13 protein-coding genes, 1 tRNA gene and 1 pseudogene are annotated in these 10,804 nt (G+C 69.2%); 8 read left to right on the forward strand and 7 right to left on the reverse strand.

The features are described from left to right. On the forward strand, positions 1-865 hold an 865-nt coding region (locus tag ACFFNX_RS30085; RefSeq protein WP_378209247.1), incomplete at its 5' end, for a MinD/ParA family ATP-binding protein. Positions 866-924: 59 nt separating this feature from the next. Here the strand turns inward: ACFFNX_RS30085 and ACFFNX_RS30090 are convergent. Further along, a complete protein-coding gene (locus ACFFNX_RS30090) occupies positions 925-1,539 on the reverse strand; it encodes a TetR/AcrR family transcriptional regulator (RefSeq protein ID WP_378209248.1) in 615 nt (204 codons plus the stop codon). Between the two features lie 89 nt (positions 1,540-1,628). Between ACFFNX_RS30090 and ACFFNX_RS30095 the strand changes: the two genes are divergently transcribed. Then, entirely contained in the window at positions 1,629-2,084 is a 456-nt protein-coding gene (locus ACFFNX_RS30095; RefSeq protein ID WP_378209249.1) for a hypothetical protein, read from the forward strand. Between the two features lie 176 nt (positions 2,085-2,260). Here the strand turns inward: ACFFNX_RS30095 and ACFFNX_RS30100 are convergent. Further along, positions 2,261-2,349 (reverse strand) — tRNA-Ser (locus tag ACFFNX_RS30100). Between the two features lie 101 nt (positions 2,350-2,450). Between ACFFNX_RS30100 and ACFFNX_RS30105 the strand changes: the two genes are divergently transcribed. Beyond that, positions 2,451-3,359, forward strand: coding sequence for a TIGR03620 family F420-dependent LLM class oxidoreductase (locus tag ACFFNX_RS30105; protein ID WP_378209250.1), 909 nt, complete (start codon positions 2,451-2,453; stop codon positions 3,357-3,359). 13 nt (positions 3,360-3,372) lie between these two features. Here ACFFNX_RS30105 and ACFFNX_RS30110 read toward each other — a convergent pair whose 3' ends face one another. Further along, on the reverse strand, positions 3,373-3,708 hold the full coding sequence (locus tag ACFFNX_RS30110) for a hypothetical protein (protein WP_378209251.1): 336 nt from the start codon (positions 3,706-3,708) through the stop codon (positions 3,373-3,375). A gap of 115 nt (positions 3,709-3,823) precedes the next feature. On the opposite strand from ACFFNX_RS30110, the gene ACFFNX_RS30115 reads away from it, so the two are divergent. Further along, positions 3,824-5,002, forward strand: a complete 1,179-nt coding sequence (locus ACFFNX_RS30115; RefSeq protein ID WP_378209252.1) for a hypothetical protein — start codon at positions 3,824-3,826, stop codon at positions 5,000-5,002. 189 nt (positions 5,003-5,191) lie between these two features. Continuing rightward, complete coding sequence (locus ACFFNX_RS30120) at positions 5,192-5,359, forward strand: hypothetical protein (RefSeq protein WP_378209253.1); 168 nt, start codon at positions 5,192-5,194, stop codon at positions 5,357-5,359. 24 nt (positions 5,360-5,383) lie between these two features. Here the strand turns inward: ACFFNX_RS30120 and ACFFNX_RS30125 are convergent, their stop codons facing one another. Then, on the reverse strand, positions 5,384-6,124 hold the full coding sequence (locus ACFFNX_RS30125; RefSeq protein WP_378209254.1) for a M15 family metallopeptidase: 741 nt from the start codon (positions 6,122-6,124) through the stop codon (positions 5,384-5,386). A gap of 89 nt (positions 6,125-6,213) precedes the next feature. Here ACFFNX_RS30125 and ACFFNX_RS30130 point away from each other — a divergent pair, with 89 nt between their 5' ends. Further along, on the forward strand, positions 6,214-6,534 hold the full coding sequence (locus ACFFNX_RS30130) for a hypothetical protein (protein ID WP_378209255.1): 321 nt from the start codon (positions 6,214-6,216) through the stop codon (positions 6,532-6,534). On the opposite strand, the gene ACFFNX_RS30135 is transcribed toward ACFFNX_RS30130, so the two are convergent. Continuing rightward, a complete protein-coding gene (locus tag ACFFNX_RS30135) occupies positions 6,531-6,992 on the reverse strand; it encodes a MarR family winged helix-turn-helix transcriptional regulator (RefSeq protein ID WP_378209256.1) in 462 nt (153 codons plus the stop codon). The genes ACFFNX_RS30130 and ACFFNX_RS30135 overlap by 4 nt on opposite strands. A 233-nt stretch (positions 6,993-7,225) precedes the next feature. Here ACFFNX_RS30135 and ACFFNX_RS30140 point away from each other — a divergent pair, with 233 nt between their 5' ends. Further along, positions 7,226-8,221: a pirin family protein gene (locus ACFFNX_RS30140; protein WP_378209257.1), complete on the forward strand. Its 996-nt coding sequence runs from the start codon at positions 7,226-7,228 to the stop codon at positions 8,219-8,221. Between the two features lie 329 nt (positions 8,222-8,550). Further along, positions 8,551-9,741, forward strand: a complete 1,191-nt coding sequence (locus ACFFNX_RS30145) for an ATP-binding protein (RefSeq protein ID WP_378209258.1) — start codon at positions 8,551-8,553, stop codon at positions 9,739-9,741. Between the two features lie 199 nt (positions 9,742-9,940). Here the strand turns inward: ACFFNX_RS30145 and ACFFNX_RS30150 are convergent, their stop codons facing one another. Together ACFFNX_RS30150 and ACFFNX_RS30155 are read right to left on the reverse strand one after the other, a co-directional pair. Beyond that, positions 9,941-10,267 (reverse strand): TFIIB-type zinc ribbon-containing protein, encoded by a 327-nt coding sequence (locus ACFFNX_RS30150; RefSeq protein WP_378209259.1) that lies wholly within the window; start codon positions 10,265-10,267, stop codon positions 9,941-9,943. A gap of 86 nt (positions 10,268-10,353) precedes the next feature. Beyond that, positions 10,354-10,804: pseudogene (locus tag ACFFNX_RS30155) on the reverse strand (hypothetical protein); the annotation flags it as partial.

The following is a 10,804-nucleotide window of genomic DNA, read 5'->3' on the forward strand; positions in this document are numbered from 1 at the left end:
CTGGCGACGCGCGGTCTACAAGGCGTCGGGCGGCGTCATCCACCCGGGCGAGTCGCCGCAGGAGCTGCGCAAGCGCGAGCTCCTGGCGCGTGCGCGCACGCCCGTCGCCGGCGGCCACCACCGCGTCGCGGTGATGAGCCTCAAGGGCGGCGTCGGCAAGACGACGACCACCGTCGGGCTCGGCTCGACCCTCGCGTCGCTGCGCGGCGACCGGGTCATCGCGGTCGACGCCAACCCCGACCGTGGCACGCTGTCGGACAAGGTCCGGCTCGAGACCGCCACGACCGTACGCGACCTGCTGAACGAGCATCAGCAGATCCAGCGGTACGCGGACGTGCGGGCCTACACGTCCCAGTCGTCCTCGCGGCTGGAGGTGCTGGCCTCCGACCGCGACCCGGCGGTGTCCGAGGCGTTCAGCGAGGACGACTACCGCACCGTCGCGCACGTCCTGGAGCACTTCTACTCGATCTGCCTGACCGACTGCGGCACCGGCCTGCTGCACTCGGCGATGGCGGGCGTGCTGGGCCTGGCGAACCAGCTGGTGCTGGTCAGCTCGCCGTCCGTCGACGGCGCGCGATCGGCGTCGGCGACGCTCGACTGGCTGGAGGCCCACCACTACGGCGACCTTGTACGCAACGGCGTCGTGGTGCTGTCCATGGTGCGTTCCCGCAGCCGCAGCACGGTCGACCTGGACCGGCTCCAGGCCCACTTCGAAAGCCGCTGCCGAGCGGTCGTCCGCATCCCGTACGACCCTCACCTGGAAGAAGGAGCGGAGGTCGAGCTCGACCAGCTGTCCGCCGCGACCCAGGACGCCTACCTGGTCCTGGCCGCGACGGTGGGCGACGGCTTCGCCTGGCCCCGCTGACCCGGGACCCGATCGCCCCTGCCCGGAGCGGTGATGAGCCGGCCGCCCCGGGCGGTCCCTCAGCGGCCTTCCACGGGCGGCCAGATCCTGCGTAGTGGCGCCATGCCTTCTTCGACGTAGTCGGCGATCGGGCGCACGCCGCCGTCGAGGTACCACTGCTCCAGCGCGGCGAAGTAGCCGAACGCGAGTGCGTTCGACGTCACGCGCGCCTGGGTCTCGGTCATACCGCCGTGACCGGCCATCATCGGGGCGATCCGCTGGCTGGCCCGGTCGAGCGCCGCGCACGCGGCCATCCGTACCGACGGCTCCTGGAAGAAGTAGCGGACCCGGCGCCAGGGACTCCTCTCGGGCGACCGGCCTGCCGCCGGCTCGGGCGTTTCGTCCGGCGTCATCTCATACGCCCGTACGATCCGCAGCAGGCTGCCGACGGGATCGTCGAGGTCCAGGATCTCCTCCAGCGCCTCCTGGCTCATGCTGTCGAACTCGTCGGCGACGAGGAGCCCTTCCTTGGTCCCGAAGTAGCGGTAGACCGATGACGGCGACACCGCCGCCGCGGCGGCGATCTCCTCGATCGTGACGGCGTCGAACCCTCGCTCGTCGAACAGGTCGAGTGCCCGCTCCTGGATGGTGCGCCTGGCCTTGACTCGCCGACGTTCCCGCAGATCGGATGCCATCCACCGATGTTACAGACAGCCACACTCTTCAGCAAGTGACTTCCTAAAGCAATTGACTCGCCGTTCATGGACTTCGTACAGTCACTCGCATGAGACAGTCACTATCTAAAAATTCCGGTGGCGGGCGCTCCGCCGGCCGAGCCGTAGTGGTGGCGATCGCCCTGTCGCTCGTCCTCGCGGTGGCGGCAATCATCGACCAGACCGGCGGCCACTCCCTCACCGACCACACCGACGCGGTGTACCGGTCGTCCGGCAAACAGCCGTCCGCGGCCCTGCTCTACGGCCTCGTGTACACCGTCGCCGTCATAGACGCCGTGCTGTGGCTGCTCGTGCTGGGCGTCGCCCGCTCACACCGCCTACCGGCGTCGGCCCTGGCCGTGACCGTCATCGTGATCACCGCCGGCCTCGCCCTACTCCTACTCGCCTCATCGGAGTACGACGCAAGGATCTTCCCGCCCCTGTGGGGAACCCTGGCGATCCTGCCCGCCGTAGCCGGGATCCTCGCCACCGTATTCCTCCTACGCCGAGCCCCAGAGCAGCGCTAAGAGCGGAAGCGGAGCCGGATGCGTACGTCGTGGAAAGCCGGGTGCGGCGAGAAACGCGGCGACGGCGAGAAACCATCAATCGCGGGGGCTCCGGGGGGCTCGGCCCCCCGGGCAGACATCGACGGTCACCGGCGAAGCTGCCCCGGAGGGGACAGCGAGCAGGATGAGTCGACTCGCGGAGGGTGTGGGATTCGAACCCACGAGGACTGTCACCAGCCCTGGGCGCTTTCAAGGCGCCTGCACTAGTCCACTATGCGAACCCTCCAGAGGCGAGGTCCACGATAGCGGTCCGGCCGCATCGACGCTTCCTCCGGTGTGAGGTGGCCTGGTGAATGGGCATGGTCACCGGAGGAGAGGGGGTGCGCGATGGCCGAGGGTGTGTCCGTCGACGTCGCCGCGGTGAAACATCGGCTGGGCCGGGTGGGTGTGTGGCTGGCCTCCGCCTCCGACGCACCGGCCGCGGTGGAGCGTCAGGTGGTGGTGGCGATCGAGCAACTCGGCTACTGCGCCTTCTGGTTCGCCGAGACGCCGCGGGGCAAGGAGGCGTTCACGCATGCCGCGACGGTGCTGTCGTGGACGGAGCGGATCATGGTGGCGACGGGCATCGCGAACATCTACGCGCGTGACGCGGTCGCGGCCGCCAACGGGGCGGCGACACTGGACGACGCGTGGCCGGATCGGTTCGTGCTGGGGCTCGGCGTCAGCCACGCCCCTTTGGTGACCTCGCGCGGGCACGACTACGGCCGGCCGGTGGCGACGATGCGTTCCTACCTCGACGCCATGGACTCCGCGGAGTCCGCGCTGCCGGTGGTCGCCCCGCGCCTGCTCGCGGCGCTGCGCCCTCGGATGCTGGAGCTCTCACGGACGCACGCGCAGGGCGCGCACACCTATTTCACGGCGCCCGCGCACACCGCACGCGCCCGGGAGGTCCTCGGTGAGGACGCGATCCTGGCGGTGGAGCAGGCCGTCGTGGTCGGTACGGACGCGGAGGCCGCCCGCGCCGCCGCACGGGAGTACGCCACGCGCTACCTGGGCCTGCCGAACTACCGCAACCATCTGCGCGAACTGGGTTTCTCCGATGAGGACCTCGACGGCGGTGGCAGCGACGCGCTGATCGAGGCGGTCGTGCCGTCGGGCGACCCGGACACTCTCGCGGAGCGGGTCCGGGCCCACCATGAGGCCGGCGCCGACCACGTCTGCGTCCAGCCGATCGCGGCCACGCTCGAAGAGCAGGCCGAGCACCTGCGTCTTCTGGCGCCGGTCCTGACGACCTGACGGGCCGTACGCGTCAGGGCATCGGCCACTGCCGCCACTCGCACGCGTCGCGCCAGCCGGTCGCGTCGTCGGCCCAGCCGGTGAGCACGGCGAGCGTCGTGCGCAGGTCCGTGGCGACCGTCTCGAAGTGACGCTCGGGCGCTCCCTCGCGATATTCGACGACGTACGTGCCGTCGACCTCGCGGTACACCTGCATGTAGTGCTGTCCGCCCGGGGCGTCGACCCGGTCCACGACGAGGAACTGGTTGCCCGGGCCGAGCTCGCCGAGCAGCCGGAACAGCAGCGCCTCACTGGGCGCGTCGTACGACCGCCCGGCGGCCGTCTCCGCGCGCAGCGCCCATTGCCCCATTCCCCGGACGCTATGACATTTTCACGCTTGATGAAGCATCGTGGCCTTCGGCGGCGGCTCCCCTACGTTTCTCATCATCCAGTCCGAAACAGGGGGAGCACACCCAGTGAAGCGGATGAAGACCATCGCGGTGGCGGCCGGTGTGGCGGCCGCCGTGACCTCAGTGTCGGTCGGCGCGTGGGCCGCCACCGGCCACTCCAAGCCCACGCCGAAGAAGGCCGCGGCCACGGCCGCGCGGCCGAGCGCGAACACCGCCGCGGCACCCGCCGGCGCGCCGAAGAGCGATGTCCAGCCCAAGAGCAGCGTCGCCAAGGGCCTCGTCAAGCCCGGCCACGTCTTCAAGGCCGGCGCGTGGGTCCGCTCGGCGAACGGCAAGTACGGACTCGTCCTGCAAAAGGACGGCAACCTGGTGCTCTACCAGGGCAAGAAGGCGCTGTGGTCCACCGGCACCGGACGGCACCCGGGCGCGGTCGCCGTCATGCAGACCGACGGCAACCTGGTCGTGTACGACACCGCGAAGAAGGCGCTGTGGTCCAGCAACACCGGCAAGCACCCGGGCGCGTCGCTCGTCGTGCAGGACGACGGCAACCTGGTGATCTACAGCACGGCCAAGAAGGCACTCTGGTCGCGGCACGTCTCTCTGGGCAGCCTCCAGTCGGGCTACGTCCTTTCTCAGGGCCAGGCCGTCCGGTCGATGAACGGGGACTACCAGCTGCTCCAGCAGACCGACGGCAACCTGGTCCTCTACAAGGGCAAGACCCCGCTCTGGAGCACGGAGACGGGCCGCCACCCGGGCGCGTACGCGGTCATGCAGAGCGACGGCAACCTGGTCGTCTACGCCAAGGACAAGACGCCGCTCTGGCACAGCAACACCTCCAGCCACTCCGGCGCGCACCTTGAGGTGCAGGACGACGGCAACCTGGTCATCTACGGCACCGACCACAAGGCGCTGTGGTCGCGGCACATGGCCATCGGCGGCCTGGCGCCCGGCCAGAAGCTGACCACCGGCAACGAGGTTCGCTCGCCGAACGGGGAGTACTCGCTCCAGGCCCAGACCGACGGCAACGTCGTGCTGTACAAGGACGGCAGAACGCCGATCTGGAGCACCGCCACCAAGGGCTCGGGTGTGTACGCCCTCATGCAGACGGACGGCAACTTCGTCGTCTACGAGGGCACCAAGCCGCTGTGGAGCTCGAACACGACCGGCAACCCGGGCGCGACCCTGGTGGTCCAGGACGACGGCAACCTGGTGGTCTACAAGGACAAGCGCCCGCTGTGGGCCAGCCGCAAGTAGCGCTTGACCGACGGCCGCAGCCCCGTGATCACCGAGGTGATCACGGGGCTGTTCCGTGAAAGCGGCGGTCGCCGCCTGAGCCACCGGGCTCAGAGGGCGCCATGGGCGCGCAGACGGGTTCGTGTACTGCGGGCGACCTTCCGGGAAAGTCCGGTCACTCTGTGCTTTCCTCGACTAGTCTGTTGGTGCATGGCGAGAAATGAACAGGATCCCGCAGCGAGCACACAGCAGTTCCGGGCCTTCGCCAGCCGCAACGGCGGTGAGGCTGCGAAGAAGAGCCCGAACACCGGGATGATCATTGGCCTGGTCATCGTCGTCGTGGTCATCGTCGCGGTGGTCGCTCTACTGGTCGTCTAGACGTCGGGGTGGCGGGCGAGCGGCTCAGTGCCCGTTGGCGGAGAAGTGCTGGAAGTCCCACGGGCCGCCCCAGCTTCCGCCCCAGCCCCAGCCGATCGAGCGGAACGCCTTCACGACCTTGTCATTCGCGTGGATCAGTCCTGGGTCGTGCCGCTTGCGGTTGCCGTACTTCACACACTGCGGGTGCTCGATGTGGCCGTTCGGGTGGACGTAGGGGTTCTCGCAGGTGTTGAGGTCGACGGCGTGCCCGTACGCGTGCTGTGACCAGGAGCTCGCACCGGTGGCGTTGCGGCAGTTGAACGCCGAGGTGTTGTCGGCCTCGATCGACTTGAAGTCGCTGCCGCCGTACTTGTCCACGAGCTCCATGCGCCGGATCGGGTAGCGCTCGTCGTACAGCTTGTGGAAGACCTTCACGATCTTGCCGGCGACGTCCTCGTTGACGACCATCTCGCCCTCGTGGGTCTTCTTGTCCATGCCCCAGTACGTCATCGTGATCAGGCGCAGGTCGCCGATGCCGACGGGGCAGCCGGAGTGCCAGGAGTGCTTCACGGTCGCGCGGGTGACCTTGCTGATCTTGGCGGAGAACGGCTTGGGCCCGGTCGGCGAGGCCTTCGACGGTGAGGGCGACACGGCCGCAGGCGCCGACGGGTCCGTGGAGGCCGCCGCCGGTGGGGACGCCGCGGCGCCGGACCCGCCGCCACCGCAGGCCGACGAGAGCGTTACGCAGAGTCCGGTCGCGAGGATGCCGAGGATCGCGCGTCTCATCTTCGAAGGATTACATGATTGAAGCCGTGCTTCGGACACTTTCATGCGGGACGATGTGGCTGCCATGTCCGGCGGAAAGAGGACCGATCATGGAGGAAACGGACCGCAAGCGCCGTCCGTCGCTCGGTATGCGCGAGATCACTGCGGTGGGCAGCGGACTCGGCACGTTCATCCTGGTGGACGCGATCATGATGTACTCCGCGTTCGAACGGAACATCATGCACGACAACGACACCAACCTGGTCGCACAGGCGTTAGCTCTGATGCTGCTCGCGTTCGGGCTCGGCGGCTTCCTCGCGTGGAAGATGACCGGGTTCATGCGCCTGTACGGCGTGGGGCTGATGTGCGGCTGGACCTTCTTGACGCTGTTCTCGCTCGGCTTCTGCACCGGGCTGAACGCCGGGGTCTAGCGCGCCTTGGCGACCTGTTCGGCGATGGCCGTGAACGCGCGGCCGATGGCCCGCAGATCGGCCGGGTCGACCACATCGACGAAGAACTCACGCACCGTCGCGACGTGGTCGACGGCGGCCTTGGACAAGAACGCGAACCCCTCGTCGGTGAGCTCGGCGAAGACACCGCGCTTGTCCGCGCCGCAGTTGTTGCGCGCCACGAGGCCCTTGCACTCCAGGCGCGAGACGGTGTGGGAGAGACGGCTGCGCGACTGGCTGGCGACATCGGCGAGCTCCGCCATGCGCAGCCGCCGCTCGGGCGCCTCCGACAGGCGTACGAGGATCTCGTACTCGGCCATGGTCAGGCCGTGCTTGGACTTGAGATCGCGGTCGAGGAGATCGGCCAGCCGCACACTGCCTTCGACGTACGCACGCCAGTCGCGCTGCTGAAAGGCGTCGAGCCAGCGCGGTTCGGTCATATCTCGATCCTACACGCTTGATTGAACATTCAACAAAGTTCCAGACGGTCCGTGTCCTCGGATGATCTCACCCGTCGTCGAGGTCGGGGATCGTTTCCGTGACCTGTACGGATGGTTGAAACTTCAATCGAGGTGGCTACGCTGAACGGGGAGAGTCGTCGGGGCGCCGCTCCGAGGAATAGTTGAATCTTCAACTTGGTTGCACGACGCGTAACCCGACCTAGGAGGGCACGATGCCTGCCGTAACCGCCGATCCGCTGACCCTGACGCGACTTCCCCGGCTCCCGGAGCAGGAGACCGCCTGGCGTCCCGTCGGCCGCGTCATCACCGCCTCGCGGCACCTCGAAGGCGAAGGCTTCGAGGTGCGCCGGCCGTTCCCGGGCGTCGACCTCTCGCTCGCGGACCCGTTCCTGCTGCTCGACCACATGGGCGCGGTGGAGTACGCCCCGGGCGAGGCGAAGGGCACGCCCTGGCATCCGCACCGCGGCTTCGAGACCGTGACCTACATCATCGACGGCGCGTTCCAGCACCAGGACACCATCGGTGGCGGCGGTCTGATCACGGACGGCGCCACCCAGTGGATGACGGCCGGAGCCGGCATCCAGCACATCGAGCAGCCCCCGCCGGAACTGGTCGCCTCCGGCGGCCTGTTCCACGGCGTGCAGCTGTGGGTGAACCTGCCCCGCGAGCGCAAGTGGGTGCCGCCGCGCTACCAGGACATCGAGTCCCGCGACGTGGCCCTGCTGAGCAGTGACGACGGCTCGTCGATCGTGCGAGTGATCGCCGGTGAGCTGGCCGGGCACAAGGGACCGGGGGTCACCTACACGCCGATCACGTACCTGCACGCCACCGTCGCCCCCGGCGCGCGGCTCACCCTCCCGTGGCCGCGCGAATTCAACGCCCTGGTGTACGCCCTGAGCGGTCGCGGCACGGCGGGCCCGGACGGGCGCCCGGTGGATGAGGGGCAGCTCGCGGTGTTCGGCCACGGCGACGCGCTGACGGTCGCCGCCGCCGACGGGCAGCCGTCGGCGGCGAAGAACGGCTGGGAGATCCTCGTCCTCGGCGGCCTGCCGATCCGTGAGCCGGTCGCGCGCTACGGCCCGTTCGTGATGAACACCCGCGAGGAGATCATCGAGGCGTTCGAGGACTTCCAGGCGGGCCGGATGGGCGTCGTCCCGGCCGGGCACGTGCCGCACCGGAGCAGCGCGGACGAGTCCGTCGAGGACTGATCCCGGGCTCATGCAGGGGCGCTCCAGGCCGGGCTGGTCATCGCGGACACGCCCGGCCGGCGTGCGGAGACGGGTGCGGCCATGGACGCCCTGGTCGATTCTTTGTTCGAAAAAGAGCGCCGCTTCTCCTGACGGCGCCTCGCCCCGTGCGCTACGGTGATGAACCTCTTCGAACAGAGTTTCGACCAGCATTGAGGGAGGCGGGGCCGGTGGCGACCCTTACCGCTCCGGTCGCGACGCGTTGCCGCGCACGGCATCGCGCGACACGCCGTAGCACTTTCTACGGAAATCTACGGCCGCAGCTATATCCCCTCATAAAGTCCGAGAGCGTGGACCCAGTGCGCAATCCCTACGCCCCCGGTGCCGGACAGCGACCGCCCGAGCTGACCGGCCGCGATCGTGAGCTCCAGCAGTTCGACGTCGTGCTGGAGCGTGTCGCCCGCGGGCGCCCCGAGCGCAGCATGATCCTTACCGGGCTGCGCGGTGTCGGCAAGACCGTGCTGCTCAACACCTTCCGGTCGATGGCGATCCAGAAGCTCTGGGGCACCGGCAAGATCGAGGCGCGGCCCGACCAGTCGATCCGCCGCCCGGTCGCCTCCGCTCTCCACATGGCCATCCGTGAGCTGGCCCCCCGGCACCGGGCGCCCGATCGCATCGAGGAGTTCCTCGGCGTGCTCAAGGCGTTCGCGCAGGCCGACGCCGAGCCGGCCAAGGGCAAGACCGCCCCTCGCCGCTGGAACCCCGGCATCGACGTGCCCGCCGCGCGCGGCCGTGCCGACTCCGGCGACCTGGAGATCGACCTCACCGAGCTGTTCGTCGACGCGGCCTCGGTCGCCACCGACCTCGGCGTCGGCATCGCGCTCTACGTTGACGAGATGCAGGACATCCCGGCCGACGACGTCTCGGCGCTCTGCGCCGCCTGCCACGAGCTGTCGCAGAGCGGCGGCCCGCTCATCGTCGTCGGCGCCGGCCTACCCCACCTGCCGGCCGTGCTGTCGGCGAGCAAGTCCTACTCCGAGCGGCTGTTCCGCTACGCCCGCATCGACCGGCTCGACCGGGACGCCGCCGACCTCGCCCTGCTCGCCCCCGCCGAGCGCGAGGGCGTCACCTTCACCGAGGACGCGCTCGACGCGCTGTACCAGGCGGCCGACGGTTACCCCTACTTCGTCCAGGCGTACGGCAAGGTCGCCTGGGACATCGCGCCCGAGACGCCGATCAGCGACGGTGACATCCGCGTCGCCGCGCCGGAGGCCGAGGGGGAGCTGGCGGTCGGCTTCTTCGGCAGCCGGTACGAACGCGCCACTCCCGCCGAGCGCGACTACATGCGGGCGATGGCCTCACTCGGCGACGAGCCCGTGCCCACCGCCAATGTCGCCGACGAGCTGGGCCGCAAGCCCTCCAGCCTCTCGCCCGCCCGCGACGGCCTGATCAAGAAGGGTCTCATCTACAGCGCCGAGCGCGGCCTGGTCGCCTTCACCGTCCCGCACTTCGGTCATTTCCTCAGGTCGCAGCCGGTCTAAGCGCCGCTACCGTTTTCTAGGTCACTCTTGCTCTACGGCTAGAAAGCCGTAGACGACGCCATCAATGCGATGCCTGTTGGCGAATATTCGGCTGTCTTGCTCATTTGCTAGAGGGGAGTAGAAAACCCGATGCCTCCGAACATGCCGGTGGCCGCCCGCACGATCGCCGGACGGCCACGAGGGAATGCTTCGGAGTCACTCAGTCGTCGAAGAGGTCCTCGAAGAAGCTCCGCCGCTTCTTCTTGTGCCGATACTGGTCGCCATGGGGGCGCTGTCCGTACCGGCGATCGTCGTCGTACCGCTGTTCGTACCGGTGGTCCTCATACTGCGGCGGCGCCGCGGCGGGAGGGGCGTAGCCGGGGCCGGCCGGCGGGCCGGACCACTGCGACTCGGCGGTGACGAGGTGTTCGAGTTCGCCACGGTCGAGGAAGATGCCACGGCACTCGCCGCACTGATCCACCACGACGCCGGCCCGCTCGTACTGGCGCATCTGACCCTGACACTTCGGACACGTTATGGCGCTCACATCTAGTCCAACGTGGCGAACGCGCAGTCGAGTTCCTTATAAGGCGTTCTAGCGAACGAGCAAGAGAGCGCTATACATCGCCAGACTCAGGCGGGTGTGTGGACGCGCCGGGGGCCGGAGTCGTCGTCCTGCTCCTCGTGCCCGCCCGCCCAGACGAGCCCGGCGCGCACCCCCTGCCGCCGCCCGTCGACCGGCACGGCGAACACCACCTCCGCCACCTGCCCGTCGATCCGCGCCGGGTACACCACGTAGCGAACACACAGCTCACGCCACGTCTCAGTGGGCCGCGCCGAGGTGAGGTCGTCCTCGTGCTCGCGCCACGCCTCGCTCGCCTGCAGCCGTGCGTACGTCTGCTCCAAGGGCACGTCGAGCAGCTCGCACGGCGTCGCCTTGCGGGAGCGCTCGACGGCGAGGGCGAGCTCCGGCGAGAGCACGAGCAGCAGCGCGGTCTCGGCCGCCAGGATCAGCACCGCCCCGGCGCCGGCCCGGCTCAACACCGCGGCGCCGGCCTCCGGCACGCCGGCCGAGGCGACCGCC

Source organism: Actinoallomurus acaciae, from assembly GCF_042429965.1.
Taxonomy (GTDB): Bacteria; Actinomycetota; Actinomycetes; order Streptosporangiales; family Streptosporangiaceae; genus Actinoallomurus; species Actinoallomurus acaciae.

Excerpts from the sequence above, each read along its gene's own strand:
- ACFFNX_RS30135 (WP_378209256.1), bottom strand. The coding sequence starts at position 6,992 with ATGACCGAACCGCGCTGGCTCGACGCCTTTCAGCAGCGCGACTGGCGT.
- ACFFNX_RS30110 (WP_378209251.1), bottom strand. The coding sequence starts at position 3,708 with ATGGGGCAATGGGCGCTGCGCGCGGAGACGGCCGCCGGGCGGTCGTAC.
- ACFFNX_RS30095 (WP_378209249.1), top strand. The coding sequence starts at position 1,629 with ATGAGACAGTCACTATCTAAAAATTCCGGTGGCGGGCGCTCCGCCGGC.
- ACFFNX_RS30125 (WP_378209254.1), bottom strand. The coding sequence starts at position 6,124 with ATGAGACGCGCGATCCTCGGCATCCTCGCGACCGGACTCTGCGTAACG.
- ACFFNX_RS30090 (WP_378209248.1), bottom strand. The coding sequence starts at position 1,539 with ATGGCATCCGATCTGCGGGAACGTCGGCGAGTCAAGGCCAGGCGCACC.
- ACFFNX_RS30140 (WP_378209257.1), top strand. The coding sequence starts at position 7,226 with ATGCCTGCCGTAACCGCCGATCCGCTGACCCTGACGCGACTTCCCCGG.
- ACFFNX_RS30105 (WP_378209250.1), top strand. The coding sequence starts at position 2,451 with ATGGCCGAGGGTGTGTCCGTCGACGTCGCCGCGGTGAAACATCGGCTG.
- ACFFNX_RS30115 (WP_378209252.1), top strand. The coding sequence starts at position 3,824 with ATGAAGACCATCGCGGTGGCGGCCGGTGTGGCGGCCGCCGTGACCTCA.
- ACFFNX_RS30130 (WP_378209255.1), top strand. The coding sequence starts at position 6,214 with ATGGAGGAAACGGACCGCAAGCGCCGTCCGTCGCTCGGTATGCGCGAG.
- ACFFNX_RS30120 (WP_378209253.1), top strand. The coding sequence starts at position 5,192 with ATGGCGAGAAATGAACAGGATCCCGCAGCGAGCACACAGCAGTTCCGG.